The organism is Microcystis sp. LE19-131.1A (genome assembly GCF_027532015.1).
In the GTDB taxonomy this organism is placed as follows: Bacteria; Cyanobacteriota; Cyanobacteriia; order Cyanobacteriales; family Microcystaceae; genus Microcystis; species Microcystis ichthyoblabe_A.
This window is the reverse complement of sequence record NZ_JAPZSS010000062.1, coordinates 1-23,452: the sequence shown is the minus strand read 5'-3', so window position 1 is coordinate 23,452 and position 23,452 is coordinate 1. Positions and strand designations below refer to the sequence as shown.

At 42.4% G+C, this 23,452-nt stretch carries 20 protein-coding genes; 12 read left to right on the top strand and 8 right to left on the bottom strand.

Going from position 1 to position 23,452, the window contains the following annotated elements; all coding sequences use genetic code 11:
* The first annotated feature begins 18 nt into the window (after positions 1–18).
* Positions 19–954, top strand: a complete 936-nt coding sequence (locus tag O9323_RS05445) for a 2OG-Fe(II) oxygenase (RefSeq protein WP_287232529.1) — start codon at positions 19–21, stop codon at positions 952–954.
* A gap of 66 nt (positions 955–1,020) precedes the next feature.
* Here O9323_RS05445 and O9323_RS05440 read toward each other — a convergent pair whose 3' ends face one another.
* Positions 1,021–3,219 (bottom strand): phosphoketolase family protein, encoded by a 2,199-nt coding sequence (locus O9323_RS05440; RefSeq protein WP_288124796.1) that lies wholly within the window; start codon positions 3,217–3,219, stop codon positions 1,021–1,023.
* A 130-nt stretch (positions 3,220–3,349) separates the two neighbouring features.
* Between O9323_RS05440 and O9323_RS05435 the strand changes: the two genes are divergently transcribed.
* The 3 genes from O9323_RS05435 (at position 3,350) to O9323_RS05425 (ending at position 7,237) form a co-directional block, all read left to right on the top strand.
* Complete coding sequence (locus O9323_RS05435) at positions 3,350–4,849, top strand: SLBB domain-containing protein (RefSeq protein ID WP_288124795.1); 1,500 nt, start codon at positions 3,350–3,352, stop codon at positions 4,847–4,849.
* Between the two features lie 358 nt (positions 4,850–5,207).
* On the top strand, positions 5,208–6,167 hold the full coding sequence (locus tag O9323_RS05430; RefSeq protein WP_288124794.1) for an aldo/keto reductase: 960 nt from the start codon (positions 5,208–5,210) through the stop codon (positions 6,165–6,167).
* Between the two features lie 494 nt (positions 6,168–6,661).
* Positions 6,662–7,237 carry an Alr1449 family protein gene (locus O9323_RS05425; RefSeq protein WP_004158604.1) on the top strand — a complete coding sequence of 192 codons (576 nt, stop codon included), beginning with the start codon at positions 6,662–6,664 and terminating at the stop codon, positions 7,235–7,237.
* Here O9323_RS05425 and O9323_RS05420 read toward each other — a convergent pair.
* The gene (locus O9323_RS05420; RefSeq protein WP_222930893.1) at positions 7,220–8,863 is read right to left on the bottom strand and encodes a CocE/NonD family hydrolase; all 1,644 of its coding nucleotides are present in this window, start codon (positions 8,861–8,863) and stop codon (positions 7,220–7,222) included. The two genes, O9323_RS05425 and O9323_RS05420, sit on opposite strands and share 18 nt — an antisense overlap.
* A 135-nt stretch (positions 8,864–8,998) precedes the next feature.
* Between O9323_RS05420 and O9323_RS05415 the strand changes: the two genes are divergently transcribed.
* The 3 genes from O9323_RS05415 (at position 8,999) to O9323_RS05405 (ending at position 12,175) form a co-directional block, all read left to right on the top strand.
* Positions 8,999–10,693 carry an ABC-F family ATP-binding cassette domain-containing protein gene (locus O9323_RS05415; protein WP_004158608.1) on the top strand — a complete coding sequence of 565 codons (1,695 nt, stop codon included), beginning with the start codon at positions 8,999–9,001 and terminating at the stop codon, positions 10,691–10,693.
* Positions 10,694–10,742: 49 nt separating this feature from the next.
* A complete protein-coding gene (locus O9323_RS05410) occupies positions 10,743–11,198 on the top strand; it encodes a peroxiredoxin (protein WP_002732461.1) in 456 nt (151 codons plus the stop codon).
* A 623-nt stretch (positions 11,199–11,821) separates the two neighbouring features.
* Positions 11,822–12,175: a phenylpyruvate tautomerase MIF-related protein gene (locus O9323_RS05405; protein WP_004158610.1), complete on the top strand. Its 354-nt coding sequence runs from the start codon at positions 11,822–11,824 to the stop codon at positions 12,173–12,175.
* Positions 12,176–12,203: 28 nt separating this feature from the next.
* Here the strand turns inward: O9323_RS05405 and O9323_RS05400 are convergent, their stop codons facing one another.
* Complete coding sequence (locus O9323_RS05400) at positions 12,204–12,638, bottom strand: DUF4332 domain-containing protein (RefSeq protein ID WP_004158611.1); 435 nt, start codon at positions 12,636–12,638, stop codon at positions 12,204–12,206.
* Positions 12,639–12,726: 88 nt separating this feature from the next.
* Between O9323_RS05400 and O9323_RS05395 the strand changes: the two genes are divergently transcribed.
* The gene (locus O9323_RS05395) at positions 12,727–12,855 is read left to right on the top strand and encodes a hypothetical protein (RefSeq protein WP_004158613.1); all 129 of its coding nucleotides are present in this window, start codon (positions 12,727–12,729) and stop codon (positions 12,853–12,855) included.
* An 84-nt stretch (positions 12,856–12,939) separates the two neighbouring features.
* On the opposite strand, the gene O9323_RS05390 is transcribed toward O9323_RS05395, so the two are convergent.
* From O9323_RS05390 to rimO, 4 genes are all read right to left on the bottom strand, one after another.
* Positions 12,940–14,607 (bottom strand): DUF7226 domain-containing protein, encoded by a 1,668-nt coding sequence (locus tag O9323_RS05390; RefSeq protein ID WP_223210828.1) that lies wholly within the window; start codon positions 14,605–14,607, stop codon positions 12,940–12,942.
* 5 nt (positions 14,608–14,612) lie between these two features.
* Positions 14,613–14,966 (bottom strand): hypothetical protein, encoded by a 354-nt coding sequence (locus O9323_RS05385; RefSeq protein WP_002741232.1) that lies wholly within the window; start codon positions 14,964–14,966, stop codon positions 14,613–14,615.
* A gap of 223 nt (positions 14,967–15,189) precedes the next feature.
* Complete coding sequence (locus O9323_RS05380; protein WP_002733094.1) at positions 15,190–16,629, bottom strand: DEAD/DEAH box helicase; 1,440 nt, start codon at positions 16,627–16,629, stop codon at positions 15,190–15,192.
* A 41-nt stretch (positions 16,630–16,670) separates the two neighbouring features.
* The gene (rimO, locus tag O9323_RS05375) at positions 16,671–17,984 is read right to left on the bottom strand and encodes a 30S ribosomal protein S12 methylthiotransferase RimO (RefSeq protein ID WP_002776903.1); all 1,314 of its coding nucleotides are present in this window, start codon (positions 17,982–17,984) and stop codon (positions 16,671–16,673) included.
* Positions 17,985–18,456: 472 nt separating this feature from the next.
* Between rimO and btpA the strand changes: the two genes are divergently transcribed.
* The 4 genes from btpA (at position 18,457) to O9323_RS05355 (ending at position 22,715) form a co-directional block, all read left to right on the top strand.
* Positions 18,457–19,308 carry a photosystem I biogenesis protein BtpA gene (btpA, locus tag O9323_RS05370; protein WP_004158629.1) on the top strand — a complete coding sequence of 284 codons (852 nt, stop codon included), beginning with the start codon at positions 18,457–18,459 and terminating at the stop codon, positions 19,306–19,308.
* Between the two features lie 177 nt (positions 19,309–19,485).
* Complete coding sequence (locus tag O9323_RS05365) at positions 19,486–20,472, top strand: vitamin K epoxide reductase family protein (RefSeq protein ID WP_149106544.1); 987 nt, start codon at positions 19,486–19,488, stop codon at positions 20,470–20,472.
* A gap of 176 nt (positions 20,473–20,648) precedes the next feature.
* Positions 20,649–21,428 (top strand): hypothetical protein, encoded by a 780-nt coding sequence (locus O9323_RS05360; RefSeq protein ID WP_004158643.1) that lies wholly within the window; start codon positions 20,649–20,651, stop codon positions 21,426–21,428.
* Between the two features lie 48 nt (positions 21,429–21,476).
* On the top strand, positions 21,477–22,715 hold the full coding sequence (locus O9323_RS05355) for a DNA cytosine methyltransferase (RefSeq protein WP_149106543.1): 1,239 nt from the start codon (positions 21,477–21,479) through the stop codon (positions 22,713–22,715).
* 195 nt (positions 22,716–22,910) lie between these two features.
* On the opposite strand, the gene O9323_RS05350 is transcribed toward O9323_RS05355, so the two are convergent.
* A complete protein-coding gene (locus tag O9323_RS05350) occupies positions 22,911–23,342 on the bottom strand; it encodes a PIN domain-containing protein (protein ID WP_288124793.1) in 432 nt (143 codons plus the stop codon).
* Positions 23,343–23,452: the final 110 nt, after the last annotated feature.

The following is a 23,452-nucleotide window of genomic DNA, read 5'->3' as shown; positions in this document are numbered from 1 at the left end:
CAACAAAAAAGCTGTCTAATGTTTATTAATCCCCTTGTTTATGAGAAATCTCCTGTCTATCGTCAAGATTTTGAGACAGCGCAACCGTTTAAGCATTTGGTCATCGATAATTTTTTAGTGAGGGAGCAAGCGCAAATTTTGCTAGAAAATTTTCCCAGTTTTAATTCGCAAAAAGCCATTAGTGAGTTAGGAAAAGTTGGCGGGAAGGCGGTTAATGAGGATTTAATCGGTTTGGAGGGTGTTTATCAACAGTTTGGCTGCTACGTTCAAGCTCAAGAGTTTTTAGAGTTAATTTCCCAATTAACCGGTATTGATAATTTAATTCCAGACCCTAGTTTTTATGGGGGTGGAACCCATGAAAATTTACACGGTCAAGAATTAGACCCTCACATTGATTTTAACCTCGATGAGCGTCACTGGTATCATCGCCGCTTGAATTTATTAATCTATTTAAATCCCCAATGGCAAGCAGATTGGGGAGGAAATCTAGAGTTACATTCCAATCCTCGTCAACCAGAAGAAAATAAGATTAAATCTTTTGTACCTATCTTTAATCGTTGTCTTATTTTTGAAACTAATGAACATTCATGGCATGGATTTTCTCAGATTAATTTACCAGAAAATCAACGGCATTTATCGCGTAAATCTCTTTCTATCTATCTCTATACTAAAGAACGTCCAGCTGAGGAATTATCACCATCTCATACAACTTTTTACATCCCGCGCCCGCTGCCAGAAAATATTCAACCCCATCAAGTTTTAAGCTCGGAAGATTACCAACAAATTAAAATTTTACTGAAAAGACGGGATGATTTAATTCGTTTTTATCAAGATAGAGAACTGAAAGAATCTCAGGATTTAGTTAGTTTAAAATCCCATATTAAGCGCTATCTATCCCTCCAATATCCTCGCCTATGGAAAATTATTAAAAGTTTACCCCGTTGGCAAAAGTGACCAGAAAAAAATCCCTACTTTCCAATCAAAGAAAGTAGGGAATAATCAAAAAAACTGACTGGGAACTTAGCCTAATAACTGGGTAGCACGGGTAGTTAAAGCATTGGCAGTTAAACCATTATAGGCCATAATTTCCCCGGCGCTGGCGGTGGTTTCTCCCCGTTTCCAAGCGAAGACATCCCGACGCGCATTACTGCGTAACATAATCGGTTCTAACATGGCGCTTGTACCACCGGTTACTCCGATTAAAGCATCACCAGCAAAGAGACTGTCAAAACCAGCATCATCGAGGAAATTATTATCAGCTTCCGAGCTAGTTTCACTCATCACATCGCTAGGACGGTAGAGACGACGGGGATTAATTACCGAGACGATTTTTACCCCGATTCCTGCTGCTTCTAACTGTTGTGCAGACTCAAAGACGGGTAATAAAGTCATATCACCAATGACGGCAAAAACGACTTTTTTACTGCCTTCCGATTCCTGGAGAATTACGCCGCCTTTTTCTAAAGCTTGACGGGTTTGCTCAAAGCTGGTTCGCACTGGTAAAGGCGATTTACTAGCGGTGACTGTAATGCCTTTATTGCTAGTTCCTAACGCCCATTCATAGCAGACTTGAATACTGTTAGCATCGCAGGGAAAGAGAGGGAAAATATTACCATTTCGCATCATAGCAGCGAAATAATTTTCAATCTCTGGGCGTTGGTGTGTCCAACCATTACGTCCTTGCTCCAAGGCTCCGGCGGTGAATAAAGTAATAGTAGAAGGGGTGGGACGACGTAACTCGGCCATCGCTTGGGTTACAGTCTGCCAAATCGGTAAACCATTGATAGCAAAAGACTCGTAGGAACACCATAAAGTCCGCGCTCCCAAGAGAGATAAACCGACGGCTAAACCAGCACAGGCATCCTCGCTTAAAGGCTCATAAACTTGACCTTTAGGACTCTGGAAATAGGTATCATCGCTGGTGGGGTGAATAATCTTTAAACCGACGTTAATATTATTAATTCCCGAAGCGGCATTACCATCAGCATTAGTGACAACAAAATTGGGGTCAGCTTTACCCACAGCTACCACTAATTCCCCCATAGCAGTGGTGGCCACTTTTTTATCTCCACCCACAGTATATTCCGTCATCGGTAAGGTTCCTAAATCCGGCAGCGGGAAGACTTTTTCCGTTACCACTGTTTCCGCTGCCGGACCCCCTCCAGAGCGCTCGAAATTGGTACGAACAATTGCCCAAGCTTCAGGGGGTAAAGCGCGTTCTTGTAAGGCAGCAACGATATAATCTTTTTCTAGAGAATCTCCCGGATAAAGATTATGGGAAGCCGCTCCCCGTTTGTGAACTCCCGCCCCTTTCAGTTGTTTAATAATGATCACCGTTAGTTTACCACCTAGGGCTAATTGGGCGGCTTTATCCGTGGCTATTAACACCGCTTTCATGAACTCCAGACGCTGGTTAAAAGAGAATTTGGTGCTATCTACATATTCCCCATTTTGATTAGCATCATCGAAGTCTTTAGCATTAATTAAAATCACTTCCTCGAAACCATTACCGCGCCAATAGGCTTCCATTTCGGCGTTAGTTTTCAGGGACACCATGCTATGGTGTTCTTGGGAATAGCCATTCCAGACTAAAATCGGCAGAAAATTGGTAATTTCGGGATAAGCAGTGTGAAAATGACCAAAACTACTCATGATGTAGGGTTCTCCTAAACCACCATCCCCGATAGTCACAGGGAAAAGGGTATTAGGGTGTAATTTGGCCGCCGCCATGGCGAAATGTTGGCCTTGGCCCAAAGGACCGGCCGGCCCGAGCAGTCCGGGGATTTGTCCGGAAAGATGCCCTAAAAGTCCGTGTTTTTCCCGAAAACGTTCTCCCAATTGGGTGACGTTGCTGATGCCCATGGCTTCGAGAGAGCGATCGAGAAAGACGTTACTATAAAAACCGGGGGCATGATGGCCCACTTCGGTGAAGATATTTTTCTGGCCTAACATCATCAAAGAGGCAATTACGTCGGCAGCGCTGGCAAAACCGCCGGGGTGTCCCGATTCTTTGGTAGCGGTGATTTGTAGGGTGAGGTAACGCAAAGCATCGGCGGCTAGGAGGGTTTGATAGATAGCATTCGGGTCATTAGCGGCAATAATAGCGGTTTTTCCCTCAGCGATAGCGGCTTTTCCTGCATATTTATCAAATTCGGGTAAGGAAGTCCCAAAATATTTTATCCCTTGACAAAAATCGGGAATTGTGCTAGTAGCTGTCATAAAATTAATATACCCCTTTACATACAGGCAATCATTAAAACTATCTTACAGTTAGCGGTAACTCTCGATAGATGCGAGATTGCAGGGGTTTTCCATAGGCGATCGACTATTTGTGCTACACTGATCGCCAATGTCAACGATAAAATTAATCCTATTGATCATGTTAAATAGCAACCAATTGCAGGATTTAATCAGTAAATCCCTACGTTATCTATTAATTATCGGCACTATTGCCCCTCTAACTTCCTTAGAAGCTCGCCCAGTCCAAGCTAATCCTCCTAGTAGCGCTGCACCCCCTAAAGAAGCGATTGCGCCTATCCCCGCAGAAAGCAAAGATTACACCCTAGGAGAAGGGGATAAAGTCCGCGTCACCATCTACCAAGTCGCGGATTTAAGCGGCGATTTCCTTGTTTTAGCCGATGGAACCCTAACTTTACCTCTGATTGGTAGCGTCAAAGTGGAGGGAATGACCGTCACCGAAGCCAGCCAAACCCTGGCCAAACGTTACACCACCTATCTCAAACGTCCCGTGGTTACTGTTAGCGTTCTCACCCCCCGGCCTCTGCAAATCGCCATCGCGGGGGAAGTCAATCGTCCGGGTACTTATACAATTAACCCCGAACAAAGCCAAAAAACGCCCCTATTGACCGAAATAATCCGGCAAGCGGGGGGAGTGACTACGGTGGCCGATATTGGTCAAGTTCAAATCCGACGCAACCTCAAGGGACAAGAACAGCTAATTCAAGCGAATCTCTGGCAATTAATCCAAAAAGGCGATAAAACCCAAGATATTAGCCTCAGAGATGGCGATAGCATCGTGATTCCCACTAAAACGACCCTTAGCGTCGGGGAAGTCAATCAATTAGCCGATGCCAATTTTGGACTAGATAGCGATCGAGAAATTAATGTTACTGTGGTGGGAGAAGTTTATCGTCCGGGGTCCCATCGTATTGTCCCCACTGCCAACAATAACAATAACAACAATAATGACCAAGAGCGCGGCGGCACCAGGAAACCGGCCCGACTAACCCAAGCTATCCAACAAGCGGGAGGCATCAAACCTCTCGCCGATATCCGACAGGTGCAAGTGCTGCGTTATACTCGTGACGGTTCCCAGCAGAAAATTCCTGTAGATCTCTGGAGTTTGCTCGAAAAAGGTGATATAACCGGCGATATCTTTCTTCAAGAAGGAGATACGGTGATTATCCCTACCGCTACTGAAATCTCGGCCAAAGAATCGGAAACCCTAGCATCGGCCAGTTTTGCCCCTAAAACCATTAACGTGAAAGTGGTCGGGGAGGTGAAAAAACCGGGAACAATTGAAGTTCCTCCCAATACCCCCCTCAATCAGGCAATTTTAACCGCAGGAGACTTTGATAAGCGTCGGGCCAATCAGTCCACAGTGGAATTAATTCGTCTCAATCCTAACGGAACCGTCACCAAAACCTCAATTAACATCGATTTTTCCCAGGGTATCAACGAGAAAACTAACCCGATTCTCCGCAATAATGATGTGGTGGTGGTTCATCGTAGCAATCTGGCCTCTGCCACCGACACCCTCGGCACGGTTTTAAGTCCCTTTACCAGTCTGACAGGACTCTTCAACGGATTTTTAAATCTTTTACGTTAAAAAAGTTTACTTTACCCGGATGTCATTAGCCCAGTAATCGAGCTAATAATAGATATAGAAACGGCGAAAAGTCGTGAGCGGTCACGGCTTTTCTGCTCAATAGACTCAGGAAAGAAAACTATGATTTTTCTCCTTACTCTAGCCCTAATCTCTCTGTCGATTAGCTACAATGTTCACGGCGAAATAATTAGCCTCAGTACCTGCTTATTGGGTCTTTTTTGTGGCTTATTAAGTTTGTTCTTTACACCCCTACTGGTAAAGGTTTTTATCCTTGTCACTTTAGTCCTCTTTAGCTGAGATTTTAAACCCTAAACTCGACTAAAACCCTAAGCATACTTAACCCATCAAAAAAACTGTTATGCAAAAACGCTATCTCGGTCAGACTAATATAGAAATTACTCCCCTTCTCGTGGGTACTTGGCAAGCAGGAAAAAAGATGTGGGCAGGTATTGAAGATGAGGAAAGTATTAGGGCTATTCGTGCCGCTTTTGAGGCAGGAATTATCACTATAGATACAGCCGAAATCTACGGGGAAGGTCACTCGGAATCGATTGTCGCTCAAGCTTTGGCCGATGTGCGAGAACGGGTAATTTATGCCACGAAAGTCTTTGCTAATCACCTCAAATACGAGGAAGTTATCGCCGCTTGTGATCGCTCTTTAAAAAACCTCCAAACTGATTATATCGATCTTTATCAAATTCATTGGCCTAGTGGCTCATGGAACACGGAAATAGTGCCTATTTCTGAAACTATGGCCGCTCTTAATTATCTGAAAGCACAGGGAAAAATTCGCGCTATAGGGGTTTCCAATTTCTCCCGCTCTCAACTGGAAGAAGCTGGTCAATACGGCAGAATTGAGAGTATTCAACCTCCCTATTCTCTCTTTTGGCGCTCGGTAGAAAAGGAAATTATGCCCTATTGTATAGACAATAATATTTCTATTCTGGCCTATTCTCCCCTTGCCCAAGGTTTATTAACAGGAAAATTTAGAAACGGTTATCAGTTGGCATCCGAGGATCATAGAATTAAAAATAAACTCTTTCATGGCGAAAACTTTCAGAGGGTACAAGCGGCTTTAACTCAATTAGAACCGATTGCTAACCGCTATAATTGTTCCCTAGCTCAATTATCTCTGGCTTGGTTAATTAAGCAACCTCAAACTAATGCAATTGCTGGGGTAAGAAATGCCGCTCAAGCAGTTAATAACGCTCAAGCAATGACAATTAATTTAACCCCAGAAGACCTAAAATTAATTGATAATATTGGTAAACAGGTAACTGATTTCTTAGATGATAATCCCGTGCTGTGGAATTTCTAAAAGTTATACAGCAGTTATCCTAAGGGTGAGGATAGAAGTTTTGGTGGGTGCATCTCAACATTTGCAGAAATACCGACAATCAGCAATTATCAGTGACTCTTAAATTGGTACAAAAATATGAACAATCGCGTCTAAGCATCCCACCGAAAAACTAATGCGCGGGGGGTTTGGGGGCGGCGCCACGACCCCAACGGGGGGTTTGGGGGGTAGAACCCCCCAAAAGCTTGGATTGAGTGATAAAATCGGAAGTAACGCCCAATTTTAAAAGAGAGTTTCCCTTTAAAAATCCCAACTTAGTAGATTTACGAAAGTGAGATTCAGTTCCTGTTCTTTGATTGTAACTGGCTACTTAGTTAATGATAGGTGGTGCGTTAGTAACGCACCCTACGTTTTACTTAGTAGATTTACAAAAGTGAGATGCACCCTATTTAATTCTCAGGAAAAAGCCTGTATAATGATAGCTATAGTCCGATTCTTACCGCAGGATTATACCTATGGCTAAATCCAAAAAACACAATCTGCAATGGATCAAAGAAACCCTCGATTTAAATCCAGATCATAACTGGAAATCTAGTCCGGGTAATAGTATTTTTGTAGCTGGTCGCGGTGCAGTGCGCTTTGAAGTTCCCCAAGATTGGCATTTTGAACCCGATGATAATTCCTTTCGTTTTTTGGATAGAAAACCCCCCGATGATGATTGTCGTTTAGAGGTTTCCTATAATTTACTTCCCCCCGGAGATTGGAAAGAATTACCCCTAAAAGGAATGGTCAAAAAGTTAGCTCGTGAAGATAGCCGCAATCCTCACGAAATCGGCGAAGTTATCCAAGAAAAACGCCAAACTGTCCGCATTGTTTGGGTGGAAATTCAATTCATCGATCCCCAAGAAAATCGGCCAGCTTATTCGCGCATTGCCGTGGGTATTGGTTCCGGAGTTCAATGTTTAATTACTATGGATTATTGGGTCGATGATGCGGACAAATTCACCCCCGTCTGGGATACGGTTATCTCCTCGCTGGTGTTAGGTTTATACATTCGTGATCCCCGCAGCGGTTTAGCTTTCCCCGACTAAAGGTAATAGCAATTTTGCAGGAAAATTTCCTTGACAAAAAACCTTAATTGTGATAGTAGAAAAATCGATCGCTCGACTCTGGTGGGGATAGCTGCCGGTCCCCGCATTGACGGGATGTGCAGGAAAGCAAGAGGCACTGAGACTCAAACGCAAGCTATGACCTTGAGGAATAGTGATAAAAGTAGCCTGCATGGCCATATTTAGGGATGATTCGGGATTATTTACCCGTTTATAACCCTGAGTGATATTAAAAACTCGACCATCGGGGGTAACTTGAGAAACCACCGCGCAGATATCGAAACTAACCGCGTCTGCTTGACAATAACAATCCAGACGGGGACTACCCAAAATCGTTAAATCCTTCTCTAGGGGGGGAGAAGTGTAGGTAATCACATCACTGCGACAGTCTAGCATGGTGCGGTCGAATATTCCCCCCGGTAGGGCGCTATGACCTCCTAAAGATGGGACCGGTCGCCAAGGATCGTGAACGATGGTATCCTCGATCGCAGGTTCTAACAAAATCGCGCTTAATTTCCCCTCATCCTCGCGCAGATTGGCTAAACCCTGACTAGCAAGATAATAAATTTGCTGATTTTCTCCAGGAAACTTCTCTAGATATCGCCATTGATTAGATCCCATTTGAAATAGATACAGGGGAGGATTTTTAAATAACTCCGTTTCCTGACCTTTTAAGAAATAATCAAACCATTGCAGCTGCATTTTATCCACAGGACTAATTGCCTCTTGACCATAATCTATCTCTCCTACTTTTCTCCCCCAGGGTAGATGAGTCCAAGGACCAATAATTAGTCGTTGGGGATAGATAGAACGCACTTGCATTTCTTGGTATAAACTCAAAGTTCCCCGGAGATGAGGATCGAACCAACCTCCGATATGTAACATCGGTAAATCGATATTTTTTAAAAGCTGTTGCGGTGATAAATTTTGCCAATAGTCATCGGGAAGATAACGAGTAATCCAATCGTGATAAAAAGAATCGGCGGCTAAATCCTGTAAAATTTGGGGAGAGGCCGCAACAGGATCAAAAAGGGGTAAATTTCGGGAAGCTGCCCAGAGTTTTTGATAGGCAGTTTCGTCCCCTTTTAATCTAGCTGTTTCCGCAGCTAATTGTATTGCCCAAGCGAGATTATATTGTAAATTAAATGCTTCATTTTCATAACCCCAATCTCGATATAAATCGTGAGCAATCATCGCTGGGCAAATAGTTTTTAAAGAACCGTGACCATTAGCAGCCGCATATAATTGGGTCATTCCCTGATAGGAAAAACCATACATTCCCACCACACCCGTATTATTAGGAATAGTTAAAACCCATTCAATAGTTTCTAATCCGTCGCTAATTTCATGGGCAAATAAATTAAAATTTCCCGTCGAGTTTCCCCGTCCCCGCACATCCTGAATTACTACAATATAACCCTGACGTGCATACCAGCTAGGATGGGCATAAACCACCGTAGAAGCAATCGTTTTTCCGTAGGGTTGTCGCATTAGTAAAATGGGAAAAGATTCCCTACTATCGGGACGATAAATATCGGCAGCTAAACTAATTCCATCTTTGGTGATGAAACTGGCCGTTTCTTTTTTTATGGGGTAGGGATTAAACATTATTATCTCTTTCAGATAAAAAATACTGTCAGGTGGCTCAATCGAGAAAACTTGACCAAGACTAGATAAAGCTTAACTAAATGTTACAATAAAGACGGACTGCCTCAACTGCCTAGGACTGGAGAAAAATCAGCGATGCTACGACTAGAGAAAATTAGTAAGATTTACCCGACGGGAGAAGTGTTAAAAGATGTCACTTGGGAAGTAAAAACTGGCGATCGCATCGGGTTGGTGGGAGTCAATGGGGCCGGAAAATCCACCCAACTGAAGATTATTATGGGGGAAGTGGAACCCACCGCCGGGGAGATCATCCGTCCTACCAGTCTCCATATCGGCTATCTTACCCAGGAATTTGAAGTGGATCCCCGTCGGACGGTACGCGAGGAATTTTGGACGGTGTTTAAAGAAGCGAATCAAGTCCACCATCAACTAATAGAAATTCCCCAGCAGATGGAAAAAGCTGATCCTGAAGAATTAGATCGCTTAATTCATCAATTGGATCGCCTACAAAGACAATTTGAGGCATTAGATGGTTACGGATTAGAAGCACGCATCGAGAAAATTTTACCGGAAATGGGCTTTACTATTGATGACGGCGATCGCTTGGTAAGTTCCTTTAGTGGTGGTTGGCAAATGCGGATGAGTTTAGGCAAAATTCTCCTACAAACTCCCGATATTTTACTCCTCGATGAACCAACTAACCATTTAGACTTAGAAACCATTGAATGGTTAGAAAAATTCCTCAAGGATTTAACCACTCCCATGGTCATAGTTTCCCACGACCGGGAATTTCTCGATCGTCTCTGTACCAAAATTGTCGAAACTGAAAGGGGAGTTTCTACCACTTATTTAGGTAATTATTCTGCCTACCTACAGCAAAAATACGAACAACAATCCGCTCAGTTAAGTGCCTACGAACGTCAACAAAAAGAACTAGAAAAACAGCAAGTTTTCGTCGATCGGTTCCGGGCCAGTGCCACCCGTAGCACCCAAGCAAAAAGCCGGGAAAAACAATTAGAAAAGGTGGAAAAAATTGAAGCACCAATCGCCGATGTGCGTACCTTAAAATTCCAGTTTCCTCCAGCAGTGCGTAGTGGTCGAGAAGTGGTAACGATTAAAAATCTTGTTCACATTTACGATGATAAAATTCTCTTTTTGGGAGCAAATCTGGAAATAGAAAGAGGCGATCGAGTGGCGTTTTTAGGCCCCAATGGTGCGGGAAAATCGACGCTTTTACGCTTAATTGTTGGGTTAGAAGCTCCCACAGAAGGCTCGATCAAAATCGGTAAACATAACGTTATTCCTAGTTATTTTGAGCAGAACCAAGCGGAAGCTTTAGACCTAACTAAAACTGTTTTAAATACCATTCATGATGAAGTTCCCGATTGGAAAGATGTGGAAGTTCGCAGTCTTTTAGGGCGATTTTTATTCAGTGGGGAAACGGTATTAAAAAAAGTAGAATCCTTGAGTGGTGGCGAAAAAGCACGTCTTGCTTTAGCCAAGATGTTACTTGCTCCCGCTAACTTATTAATTCTCGATGAACCCACTAATCACCTCGATATTCCCGCTAAGGAAATGTTAGAATCGGCTTTAAAAGTTTATGAAGGCACGGTTTTAATTGTTTCCCATGATCGTTATTTTATCTCCCAGGTAGCTAACAAAATTGTCGAGATTCGGGATGGTGAATTAATTGTCTATGCGGGAGATTATCACTATTATCTAGAAAAACTAGACGAAGAAAAACAAAAAGCCGAACAAAAACGCATTGAAGCCGAAAAAGCGGCCAAAGCTGCCGCTAAACGCGCTAAACAAAAGGCCAAAAAAGGTTAGAATGTAAAGTATCACCCTATCCACGATTATCTATTCATTAATTAATCTTATGGCAGCTATAAAAGTAGGCGATCGAGTTCCTAATTTTTCTCTCCCCTCCCAAACAGGGACAACGGTTAATATCAGCGATTTAATAGGTAAAAAATCCCTGGTCATTTATTTCTATCCCAAAGATGACACCCCGGGTTGTACCGCAGAATCCTGCGCTTTCCGCGATAGTTACGAAGTGTTTACCGATGCAGGTGCGGAAGTTATTGGTATTAGTGCCGATAGTCCCCAATCTCATCAACAATTTGCCCAAAAATATAATCTTCCCTTCACCCTTTTAAGTGATAGCGATAACCGAGTGCGGAAATTATTCGGTGTTCCCGCTACCTTATTTGTCCTCCCCGGACGAGTTACCTATATCATTGATAAAGAGGGAATCGTCAGACATATTTTTGATTCTATGTTAGATTTTAAGGCTCACGTTACCGAATCTTTGAACACAATTAAATCTTTTTAGGTTGATGATCACGAAAGAAATCCCGATCAGATAATTACTTGGGAAGAAATTAAAACATCTATCCGATAATTGTGCTGATTCTGACTAAAAAATACGCCAATTAAAGTCTGAATTGCTGCTTCTCCTCTGGTTTTAGCTGATCGCTTATGGATCAAAACTCATCTTAAAACAGAGGAGGAAAAACCACGGTTCTCAACTTAGTTGGGGTTTAACTAGGAGGATTTTTATGCCAAGTAAAATAAAAAGTTGCTCCTTCACCTGCTTGAGATTCTATCCAAATTGTACCTCCTTAACTGTCTTTAGAGACTAGATAGTGATCGGTTGTTCTCCTCGGTTTTAGCCAGCGTCAACCATCGCCAACGTTGATATGTTCTGCTTGTGGAAAAGCTTGCTCAGAAGTGGCAACCCTTTCTAAAAAACAGAAGGGATCACAGTCATCTAATTGAGATAAATTATCAAAACAATCATCGATCGCTTTTCTGGATAAAAAAGGTACTTATAGCGGTTCTCACACCTGTCTGGCAAACTTAAACCTTTGCTGATTAAGCTTTTTAACATCGATAATGTACCTCTTGCGAACAGGAAACGCTATATTATAGAAAAATATTGCTGAGATTTTTCCTATGCCTCTAATTAAAATTCAAACTTCTGTCACCTCCCTCGATGATGAGACGGTTAATCAACTTTTGCAGAGTCTTTCGGCTAAATTAGCTAAACATCTGGGAAAACCCGAATCCTATGTGATGACAGCTTTAGAATCGGGGATAAAAATGACTTTTGCTGGCACTTTTGAGCCAGTGTGTTATGTGGAGATTAAAAGCGTTGGTTCTATTTCCGCCGCTCAAACTAAAAACATGAGTAGTGATTTTTGTCAAGAAATTGAGGCTTATTTAGGAATACCGAAAAATCGCATTTATCTAGAATTTGCCGAGGCGAAAGGTGATCTTTGGGGATGGAATGGCACTACTTTTGGCTAATTTATGCCAAAATTATCGGAGATAGGGCTTATTTTAACTCTCTGGTTAAGATTTTTGCCTGTTCAATCCAAGCTAACATCACCGCAATATCGGGACATAAATCGCGTCTTTGCAGATTAGCCACCTGAAAGCGGAGAATCTGTCGATGCAATTGCTGAATTGATACCTGTGCCAATTGCGGGACGGAAGCAATACCGGCATGAACCAGCAAACCGCAGTATTGACAACCCACGGAGGGAATCGAGGCTAATTCCGCCATTGCCACCCACTTATTAATATATTTAGCCTGAATTTGCATTCTTACTGCTAATTTTTCCTTACCCAATTGCGGACGAACTTTTTGCAAAAGTTGTGCGGTGGTGTCGATACCGCAATCCTTTAATTTTTGGCAATCTTGGCCACTTAACCCCGGCAAATATTCAATTAACCAGCTTTGCCTGTGGATAAGTTGCGATCGATTCATCGAAATTATTAACTATTGATAAGTAGATTATAGCAGTTAAGTAGGGAGGCACAATTATTTGTAGGATGGGTTAGCGGTAGCGTAACCCATGCGGGCTATCGATTATGAAGAATACATCAGTATTTATAATTTAGTAATTAAATTAATCAGAGATTTTAAAGATGATCTATTAAATGCCGCCGTGACGGAACAGTATAAAAAAGTCAAAAGTATATAGGGTTTGCTGAAAAAGTCAATTGGCTGATGATGGGGTGAGTTTCCTACACTCCACCGATTATGCCTGAAAGCTTGCATTTTTTGCTTATTCATTTTCGGTACCCAAGAAATACCTTAACCAAGATTGTAAAGTTTTAGCACGTCTTTCAACAGTACTTTCTGAAAGTGACGGACACACTTCTAGTAAAAATTCTCTTGCTCTTTCTGGTTTGATTTCGGAGAGATCATGAGCATTTTGCCACTTAAACCATGCCAAACCCACCTTTGAAGCAATAAATTGGTGAGCCAAGAATCTTTTTTTTGATTTTTCTGACAGACGATCAAGCATGAAACAAGCAGTAGTTGGCTGCACTCGTTCGTCAGCCAGATTAAGAATTTCTGCAGCCCTTCTATAGTAGGAAAACTGCCTTTCTGTAATATCATTTCTATCCAAAAACTGTTGTCGAACAGTTGGCAAAGAATGAGGATATTGAATTAACAGCGAAGATAAATCAACAACTCGTTCTAACCTATCAGCTTGTGGAATATCATGAGAAAGAACCCTGATAGATCGTGATTTTAACCCTGTTAAACTAGATATATATTCATGTTCTGTAGAAATTGTTTTAATGACATTAAATTCTGAAGAATTAATGGAGACAGCCATATCTACTCGCAAATCATCCTCTTTGATTTTTGTGACACAATCTTGCCAAATACTAACAACTTCTAAGTCATTTTCACTTTCATTATCAATTTTTCCTGAGGAAAGGTCAGAGATAGTTTTTGCCAGTAAATTTGCGTGATTAGGACTGAGATTGACATGAAGTATAATTGTCCAAGAACCAGGTATTGCCTGCGCTGGAGTAAAAGCGGGAAGTTTATTGATTCTCTCAAAAGTCAGATCGGCAATTTCTTGAAATAACCGCTCTAATTTATCAATTACACTAGCAACTACAGACCAAGATTTTCTATCTTTAGAATCATTGTCAATACGAACTGCAACTGACAATCCATCACTATCAAGAACTGTTCCAATAGTGGCAAGAGACGAAGTGACTAATTGGAGTAACTTGTCTTTTGTCTCTGCCAAATTCTTATCTTCTGTATTGCGCTGTAAACTTTGAGTATTATAAATTTTTTTAATTAATTCTTCACCAGCAGAAAAAACATTACTATCTGAATATTTGGTTGTACTGGCTTCTTTAAAAAATATATTAATTCCCTCTGACCATTCAGTTTTTAACTCTGAGTCATCTACTTGCTCTAATAGATTATTACTAAGAGATTGAAGTTCTTGAAGCTGCGTTTTGACATGAGGTGCTTTCGCATAAATTATTCCCCAAGTGGCCAAAAAATCAAAAGTTTGTTCGGCAATTAAAGGGGTTCCGTCCGCAAGACTAACTTTAAAAAAAGCGTCGAGGGCAGGGGCAAGAAGCGCAAAAATTGGTAATTCCCAACTATTGACAGAAGCGGTAAGAACAAGTAGGCTGATTCTAGATGGACTATCAGGGGGAATACTATTGCGAGATAAAATTGACGCAATAAATAACCAAACAACCTCATTGTTAATCTCGCTGTCATTCTGTAGAAGCTTACGTCCCAATACCCCTAAGCCGATTTCTGAAGCTTTGATCGATCCCAGTGCCAACAGATCTGCAAACTCTCTAACATGACTATCCACCCTTCTCAGATTGCCGAAAGCTCTATCAATTTCTTCTCTAGCGTTATCACTATCGCCAGAGTCTAAAAATTGTTGTACTCTTCTAAGCATCGTTGTCATTCTGTTTGGGGCGAAGGGATAAAGGTAAGACCACTGCGAATTTCAATATCTACACGGGCGTTTTTAGTTTTACGTTTAGAATCCTGAAATGAGTGCGGTTGTGCCTCTGGAGTGACACCACCTTGCTCACTAGCATTTGTAACAAAGCGTTCAGCTTTTCTAAACGCTTGTTTCCGTTCCTCTCGTTGACATTCGCTGCATTGCCCTTTAATATTAGCAAGAAATGATAATCCTTCTTTAGCAGTAACAGGATTTTTTCTTGCCCAAGAACAACTGTATCCACCCTCTTGCTGGATATCGTCTCCTTGAGCTTGTACCCTCCCACGATAAGGTTCTGACGAACTCGACATATTAAATGTTCAAATTTATTCATTTAAGACAATTATATGGTAATTATCAGCAAAAATGTCAAACAAAGCCCAAATACTTGATTAGAATCAATTATCAAAAGTTTAGCTATAAAATTATGTAGAATGCTTTCGACGATGTACTGGGAAATTACCTGACAAAAAAAAGTTGATAGAACCAAAAAGGTCTATCAACTCTTAAAGTTATCCATTCAAGAACTAAAAATTAACGTTCTTGAAAGACGATTTTTTTGTCCAGGGAAGGACGGTTATTCGACTTAGAGGGGTACTTACTACCACCACTGCGGGGAGTTTTATTAATCACCGGTTTACTGCTCGTCGCTGCGGGAACTTCCCAATCGGTTTTCATCCACTGGGGACAATTTTGATCGTAGATCATTTGCAGGGCAGCCGCCGCGATCGCTTGGGGATCGTATTCTTCACTTAAATCCCGCACTAAAGGCAAGAAAGAAGCCATCCGTTCCCCCGATAAAGCCTCTTTTAGCTGATTTTGCAGCTTGGCCAGGCGTTTTGCTTCTACTTCGGTGCGGCTAGGAATGGGACTAGATTCCAGACGTTGACGCAGACGCTGTTCAATCTGACGCAACAAACGCCGATCGATCGGTTCTACTAAGGATATAGCAGTTCCTGTTTTACCAGCGCGGCCGGTGCGGCCAATGCGGTGAATATAGGTTTCGGCATTATCCGGCAGATCATAGTTAATAACGTGGCTGAGATTTTCCACATCTAGACCGCGGGCTGCGATATCCGTGGCTACCACTAATTTAATTTTGCCCTCGCGGAAACGTTGCACCAGTCGTTCCCGTTGCACTTGGCTTAAGTTACCGTGGTATTCATCCACCGTTTGTCCCGCTTCTTGCAGTTTGCTGGTTAATTCGGCCGCGGTTTGCTTGGTGCGGACGAAAATAATCGCCGATTCTAGGGGTTCGATCTCTAACAGGGGTTGCAGGACTTTTAATTTCGTCCAACCGCGAGGGATCAGATAAATTTTCTGCTCAATCTTAGCAGGAGCGGCCTGGGGTTGAGAAACCGTCACAGAAACGGGAGATTTCAAGAAATTAGCGATTAAATCGCGGATTTCCCGGGGCATAGTTGCCGAGAAACAGGCGGTTTGACGGGTGGAGGGGGATGCTTGCAGAATTTTCTTAACATCATCGATAAAACCCATACTGAGCATTTCGTCCGCTTCATCGAGGACTACCCAGTTTAAGGATTCGAGATGGAGTTTTTTGCGATCGAGCAGATCGATTACCCGGCCGGGAGTCCCGACCACAATCTGGACACCTTTTTCCAGACTGCGGATCTGACGTTCCATGGATTGACCACCACAGACTGTCAGGATAAAGAGACGACGATCATCAGAGAAATCTTTGATGGCGCTGGCCACCTGTTGGGCTAATTCCCGGGTGGGGGTGAGGATTAAAGCTTGAACGTTAGGATTTTTGGTGTCCATGCGTTCCAGTAAAGGCAGGGAATAGGCGGCGGTTTTGCCGGTTCCCGTTTGTGACATTCCTACCATGTCATGCCCTTCTAGAAGGAGAGGGATGGCTTTGGTTTGAATTTCCGTGGGGGTGGTGAATCCAAGCGTTTCTAGGTGTTGAATACGGCTATCGGATAAACCTAAATTGTTGAAACCAGTGGTCATAGGGATTGTTTTGTGGGAATTAAATAAGAAAAATGGAAAAATTAGACTATTTCGCCGTAGAGATCGTAGGTATCGGCCGCAGTGATTCGGACCTGTACGATCGCACCTAGAATCGCCTCCCCTGTCACATAAACCAAGCCATCTACTTCTGGGGAAAAACGAGCGGAACGCCCGATTAATTCGCCTGTTTCTGGGTTTTCCTGTTCGATGAGAACATCGACAGTTTGACCGATATAAGCTTGATTTTTGCGCTCCGAGATTGGTTGCTGAGTTAACATCAACCTTTCGCGGCGTTCGTCCATAATTGCCTGTGGCACTGGATTGGGCAGGCCAAAAGCGGCTGTACCTTCTTCGGCGGAGAAGGTAAACACCCCGACGTGATCGAACTCATGACGCTTGACAAATTCCAGCAGATGGCTGAAATGTTCCTCGGTTTCTCCGGGGAAACCGACGATAAAAGTCGTTCGTAAAACCGCGTTCGGGATAGCTTGCTTGATCCGCTCGATAATGCCATCGTTGACTCGTCCTTGCCAGGGACGGTTCATCCCCCGCAGGATGTCGGGATGGGAATGTTGTAGCGGCAAGTCTAGATAGGGTAAAACATTCGGGCTCTCTCGGATCGCTTCGATAACCTTTGGCGTTAACCCGGTCGGGTAAGCGTAGTGAACGCGAATCCAAGGTATATCGACTTCTGCCAGCGCTCGCAAGAGTTCCGCTAATTTGGGTTCGCCATATAAGTCTAACCCATAATTGGTTGTTATTTGCGAAATGAGAATTAATTCTTGCACCCCTTGGCTGGCCAATTGTCGCGCTTCGGCCACAATGGACTCGATCGATCTCGATCGCTGATCGCCGCGCAGGTGGGGAATAATGCAGAAAGCACAGCGATAATCGCAGCCTTCGGCCACCCGCAGATAGGCGACTCCTTCGGTAGTGGTGCGATAACGGGGCAGATTTTCATCGGCGATAAAAGTGGGATCGGTGCTGACTTCTTTGACTCGTTCTCCCGTCTCTACCCGTTCGACGATCTCGACAATTTTCTGATAATCCCCTGTGCCGACAATGGCCACGGCTTCCGGCAATTCCGTCAGGAGTTCATCTTGGAAATGTTGGGCCATACAGCCGGAGATAATAATTTTTTTATTAGCTTCCGCCAGTTCCACGAGGGTGCGAACGGATTCTTCTCTAGCTGCTTGAATGAAACTACAGGTATTAACGATAACGTAATCGGCCAACTCCTCGTCATTATCTACGGGATAGCCGGCCTTGGCCAGCAGTCCTAACATATGCTCGGAGTCGATCCGGTTTTTCTCACAGCCTAGGTGTGAGATAGCGATGGTTGGCTTATTGCCCATGCGATCGAGTATCAACCAAATCTTAAACTTCTCTTTTAATGTTAAGACATTGTGAACTACTCTCAACGGATTTGAGAGCTTCCTGCTTCAATGGGATGCGCTTTCTACCTCGAAAGATAGCAAGTCTTACCTTCCCTCTACAGGCAGCAGTCCTAGTTCCTAAGACCCACACTTTTTCTTGCAACACGACCCGCCGAAGCTCGGTTATCGCTTAAGGAATAGTGGTCAAGACCCGTTTATGATAACATAGTTTTTTGGAATTGTCTATATACAAAGTCAGCATTGATGAGGGGAACTGTGGGGCGAATTACTTCGCCCCTTGAAAAGCCCCGTCCCATCGCGCTTAGTGCGATGGGACGAATGCTGGCACTAAGTTAAAATAATTTCCCCCCCGTGGAACCGTGGGTAGGCCTTCACCCTGTTAAAATGGGTGAGCGGCGCATGGTTGGGGACGCTAAGAGTAGTAGACGCTGTGAACTTAATTGCAACTTTCAAGACAAAAAACCCGATTATTGGCGTGGTTCATCTCGCCCCCCTGCCCACTTCCCCCCGTTGGGGTGGCAGTCTCAAGACGGTGATCGAGCGGGCTGAACAGGAGGCGACGGCTTTGGCTGCCGGTGGTGTTGATGGTTTGATTATCGAGAATTTTTTTGATGCCCCCTTTACTAAGCAACAGGTGGATCCCGCCGTGGTTAGTGCCATGACTTTAATTGTTGATCGCATTAAAAATCTGGTGGTCCTACCGATTGGTCTTAATGTTCTCCGCAATGATGCCCATAGTGCCTTAGCGATCGCTACCTGTGTCAATGCCCAATTTATTCGGGTTAATGTGCTAACGGGGGTTATGGCCACCGATCAGGGCATTATTGAGGGTCAGGCCCACGAACTCCTGCGTTATCGGCGCGAATTGGGGTCTGAGGTCAAAATTTTAGCGGATGTTTTGGTTAAACACGCCCGCCCCTTGGGAACCCCTAATCTGACCACGGCAGTGCAAGATACGATCGAACGGGGACTGGCAGACGGGGTGATCCTCTCCGGTTGGGCTACCGGTAGCCCCCCCAGTTTTGAGGATTTGGAACTGGCAGTGGCGGCGGCCAAGGGAACACCGGTTTTTATCGGCAGCGGGGCTGATTTGGACAATATCGGGCGGTTGCTGCCGGCTGCCGATGGGGTGATCGTGGCTAGTTCCCTCAAGCGTCATGGCAAAATTACTGAACCGGTGGATCCGATCCGGGTGTCGCAATTTGTGGAAACGGCCCGGCAGATCAACGATCAAAAGGCAAAAATTAATAATTCTCTCCCTTCTTTGCCTCTGTCCACATAACCCCTTGCTAGAATGGCGGATAGTTTCAGGGGATAGCTATCCTAAGTTTTTAGGAATTGAAAACGTCCTAATTAACACAATATGGTTAGGGAATTTTTCCTTTCAACAAAGTACATTTAGATTTCTCTCCTGACTCCTGACTCCTGAATTCTGCTGTAATTTAATCTAAATAATATTATGCGTCGTCGTTCTGTACCTTGGATTCATCGCTACTCCCGGCCTCTAATTGGGAGCATTTCGATCGTGGGAGCGATTCTGACCGGCTATTTAACCATTACCAAACTGACGGGAGGGGCCGCGGCCTGTACCGCCGGGGCTAGTGATGGGGCTGGTTGTACTGGTGTGCTTAATAGTCCCTACGCTACGGTTTTCGGGCTGCCCTTGAGTTTGTTCGGTTTTTTGGCCTATATTGCCATGGCGGTTTTTGCCCTCAGTCCTCTATTTATTAATGGGGAAACTCAGAAAAATCTCCGCAAAAGTTTAGAAAATAATACTTGGTTATTGCTGTTAGCGGGGGCGACGGCGATGGCGGTATTTAGTGGTTATTTAATGTATATTCTAGCCACGGACTTAAAGGAATTGTGTCCCTACTGCATTACTTCGGCTTTGTTCGCTTTAACCTTATTAATTCTCACAATTATCGGTCGCGAATGGGAAGGTTTAGGACAAATTATACTGCCGATGGTTGTGGTGGCGATGATTACTTTGGTGGGAACTTTAGCGGTTTATACGGGAGTAAATTCCCCCACCGTGACAGGAGGAAAAGAAGAAATTACCCGGCCAATGACAGCGGCTACCCCCCCCTACGGTTGGGAAGTAACCACGGTTTCGGGAGAGGCAGAAATTGCCCTGGCTCAACATTTAAAAGCAATTGGTGCGAAAGAATACGGGGCTTTTTGGTGTCCCCACTGTTACGATCAAAAACAGTTATTTGGTAAGGAAGCGGGAGAAATCCTCAAAAAAGAAGGGGTTTATATCGAATGCGATCCCCAAGGGGTTAATGGTAATCCCCAAGCTTGTCGCGATGCCGGAATTAAAGGTTTCCCCACTTGGATTATTAAGGGTCAAGAATATTCGGGAACCCAAAGATTAGAGAAATTAGCGGAGGTTTCTGGTTATACTGGCCCGATGAATTTTAAATATACAGTTCCGGGACGCAAGTAGGAAAGAGTTAAAAGTTATACTGGAGGCTGAACAAGGTTCAGCCTTTATTGTTGTCTATTATCTCGATGTCGTTATAGCTGGTGTCTAATTACTATTTGTTGACATGACCAGCAGCAGCACTTAAATTAATAGTTTTAAGCAAAAAGTAAACAATCCCAACCCAGCAACTAACTCTAATGAGCTATTTATACTCTTATCGCCATAACTTGACCCAATTGCTAGAAGAAATTAATTTACAGAAACCTTCGATCAAAATTCCTACCTTTGTTACTCATGACTTGGTAGATACTTATCAAATTTGTCGTCTAATTGATGATTTCATTTTTGAATATTTTCAAGAAAATAGAACAACAGACACAGACATTGCAGACAATAGGGATCAAAAAATCGATGATGCTTTGGATGAGTTCCAGTCTAAAGTAGTTGAAAAAATCCTGAAAGAAAAACAGGATTTTAAAAATATATCTCTCAAAAAGAAGAAAGGATTTAAAAATATTTTTGAGTTTGCTCAATGTGAAAACTTGTACTTATCGAATAAATATGTCAATCTTATCTCGGAAAGTCTAGGTCATACTTTAGAAGAAATTGCTTCTATTAGTTCACAGGTTTTTGTACTAGAAAAAATTCTAAATTTTAAAATCAAAGGTGTGGATTTAGTAGTTTTTAATCAAGGAATAATCAAATACACTCAATTAAAAACTAAAAAAGATACTCTTACTGGTAGCCAGAGTGATCGGAGTATCAATGAATTAAAAATACATCCTAACTCAGTTTTTGCCGCTGCTTTAGATATGGGCAATTCTTGGACAATTAGCAAAACCAAAGCTAAAGAGAATAATATTGAGCTATTAGCAGGGCAAGCTTTTTGGTCAATGTTGGACTTAGATTATGAAACTATCCTGAATAAGTTAAAGATGACAGTCAGGAAAATCGAAAAAAAACTTTATCAAGTTTAGCTACTTTGATGTATAATAGAGAGGTAGATAGGTTACTAATTATTGGTTATGACTCAGGTAAATCTACAAAAAGCTGCTAATATTCTCGGTGTAACTACCGCAGAAATACTAACATGGCAAAAGAAAAAATTAATCAAAGGTCAGAAAATAAATCAAGTTGATTGGTTATTTGATCTCGAGCAATTAACCAATCTTAAAAATAACCAATCCCCCGGAGAATTGAGAATTTTACAAACTGTTGAGCCAACTAATTACACGGTTATCGAATTATTTGCTGGCTGTGGTGGTATGGCTTTAGGTTTAGAAAATGCGGGACTAAAAACGCAATTACTGGTGGAAATTAATCAAGATTGTGTTAATACTTTAAGACTCAATCGACCGCAATGGAATGTTATAAATCAAGACATAAAAAAGCTTAAATTTTCCGATTTTAGAGACAAAATAGATGTTATAGCTGGAGGGTTTCCCTGCCAACCTTTTAGTTATGCTGGGTTAGGAAAAGGATTAGAAGATTTGAGAGGAAGCCTATTTTTTGAATTTGCTCGTTGTTTACAGGAAGTGCAACCTAAAATCGCTATAGCCGAAAATGTTCGAGGATTATTAAGCAATAAAAAAGGAGAAACTCTGCAATTAATGCTGCAAGCTTTACAGGAAATCGGTTATTATGCTGCTTATCAAGTTTTATCAGCCCAATTTCTCGATGTTCCCCAAAAAAGAGAAAGATTAATTATTATCGCCACCCGTCAAGACCTAAATATTAAACCGATTTTTCCCCAATATAAAAATTATACTATTTCTCTGAAAAAAGCCTTAGAGAATTGTCCAAGTTCTCCAGGAGTAGAATATAAAGAAAGAAAAAAAGAGATTATGTCCTTAGTTCCCGCAGGAGGAAATTGGCGGAATTTGCCGATGGATATTCAAAAAGAATATATGAAAAATAGTCTCAAAAATCACGGCGGACGGACAGGATATGCTAAAAGATTATCTTGGGATGAACCGGCTTTAACTATTACCTGTAGTCCGGCACAAACCCAAACAGAAAGATGTCATCCCCAAGAAACTCGTCCTTTGACTGTGAGAGAATATGCACGAGTGCAGTCCTTTCCCGATGATTGGCAATTTACCGGTAATTTAACCTCTCAATATCGACAGATTGGTAACGCGGTTCCCGTTAATATGGCCTATCATCTTGGTGGCTGTTTAATTAATATGTTGCAGGGGGATTATCTGGGGGAAACACAGCCAAAAACTGAACAGTTAAGCATTCCGGGGTTAGAAGTTAATTAATTTTGACTAAAAGTAAATAGCGCTTGCTGAATAAATGTGAAATGTATGCAAGGTAAGGGTTTTAGGGATCGTCGCCCATACTTTTTCAGCAAACCCTAACTATTGATAACTACTGACACGCAAAAACTATTGATTTAGGATAACAAATACAATTATAATACTTTTGAATCACCGATAACTGTTTCAGTTTTATTGTTAGATGGTATAGGGAATCTCAATAAATGGATGTTGATTGAGATCAAAATCTTGGGTATTACGAGTGACTAATTTGAGATTATAGTAAAGGGCGATCGCTGCTTGAATGGCATCGGGCAATTTCCATTGAATAACCTTTTTGTTAGGCTGTTTGGTTGCCTTTTTTTTGATTTGTTCACGACGGATTTGAATGACTAAATCAGTGATGTTGACATCTAAATCTATCAGGGGAAAATGGCTTAATAACTCTCCTGCTTTTTCAAAGGAATTATCATCATTAAAACCAATGAGAACTTCGGCTTTAGTAATGACAGAAATATAACTTTCATCTCGGTGAGCTTTTAGATAAACTGTAGCTTGGGTAATACCATTAAAATGGTCGATTAAAATACAGGAGTCTATTAAGGGACTTCCAAAAAATAAACTATTCATTCTCAAGAATAATAATCATTCTCGGAGTGTGGGAGGTAGGGATCGATGGTTGCCCCCTCCTTCCAATTTTGTAGTAGAATTAATCCTGTACATTATTAATCAAGTTTTTC

Coding starts and splice junctions, on each gene's coding strand:
- O9323_RS05445 (WP_287232529.1), top strand. CDS start 19: ATGTTTATTAATCCCCTTGTTTATGAGAAATCTCCTGTCTATCGTCAA.
- O9323_RS05440 (WP_288124796.1), bottom strand. CDS start 3,219: ATGACAGCTACTAGCACAATTCCCGATTTTTGTCAAGGGATAAAATAT.
- O9323_RS05435 (WP_288124795.1), top strand. CDS start 3,350: ATGTCAACGATAAAATTAATCCTATTGATCATGTTAAATAGCAACCAA.
- O9323_RS05430 (WP_288124794.1), top strand. CDS start 5,208: ATGCAAAAACGCTATCTCGGTCAGACTAATATAGAAATTACTCCCCTT.
- O9323_RS05425 (WP_004158604.1), top strand. CDS start 6,662: ATGGCTAAATCCAAAAAACACAATCTGCAATGGATCAAAGAAACCCTC.
- O9323_RS05420 (WP_222930893.1), bottom strand. CDS start 8,863: ATGTTTAATCCCTACCCCATAAAAAAAGAAACGGCCAGTTTCATCACC.
- O9323_RS05415 (WP_004158608.1), top strand. CDS start 8,999: ATGCTACGACTAGAGAAAATTAGTAAGATTTACCCGACGGGAGAAGTG.
- O9323_RS05410 (WP_002732461.1), top strand. CDS start 10,743: ATGGCAGCTATAAAAGTAGGCGATCGAGTTCCTAATTTTTCTCTCCCC.
- O9323_RS05405 (WP_004158610.1), top strand. CDS start 11,822: ATGCCTCTAATTAAAATTCAAACTTCTGTCACCTCCCTCGATGATGAG.
- O9323_RS05400 (WP_004158611.1), bottom strand. CDS start 12,638: ATGAATCGATCGCAACTTATCCACAGGCAAAGCTGGTTAATTGAATAT.
- O9323_RS05395 (WP_004158613.1), top strand. CDS start 12,727: ATGCGGGCTATCGATTATGAAGAATACATCAGTATTTATAATTTAGTA.
- O9323_RS05390 (WP_223210828.1), bottom strand. CDS start 14,607: ATGCTTAGAAGAGTACAACAATTTTTAGACTCTGGCGATAGTGATAAC.
- O9323_RS05385 (WP_002741232.1), bottom strand. CDS start 14,966: ATGTCGAGTTCGTCAGAACCTTATCGTGGGAGGGTACAAGCTCAAGGA.
- O9323_RS05380 (WP_002733094.1), bottom strand. CDS start 16,629: ATGACCACTGGTTTCAACAATTTAGGTTTATCCGATAGCCGTATTCAA.
- rimO (WP_002776903.1), bottom strand. CDS start 17,984: ATGGGCAATAAGCCAACCATCGCTATCTCACACCTAGGCTGTGAGAAA.
- O9323_RS05365 (WP_149106544.1), top strand. CDS start 19,486: ATGCGTCGTCGTTCTGTACCTTGGATTCATCGCTACTCCCGGCCTCTA.
- O9323_RS05360 (WP_004158643.1), top strand. CDS start 20,649: ATGAGCTATTTATACTCTTATCGCCATAACTTGACCCAATTGCTAGAA.
- O9323_RS05355 (WP_149106543.1), top strand. CDS start 21,477: ATGACTCAGGTAAATCTACAAAAAGCTGCTAATATTCTCGGTGTAACT.
- O9323_RS05350 (WP_288124793.1), bottom strand. CDS start 23,342: ATGAATAGTTTATTTTTTGGAAGTCCCTTAATAGACTCCTGTATTTTA.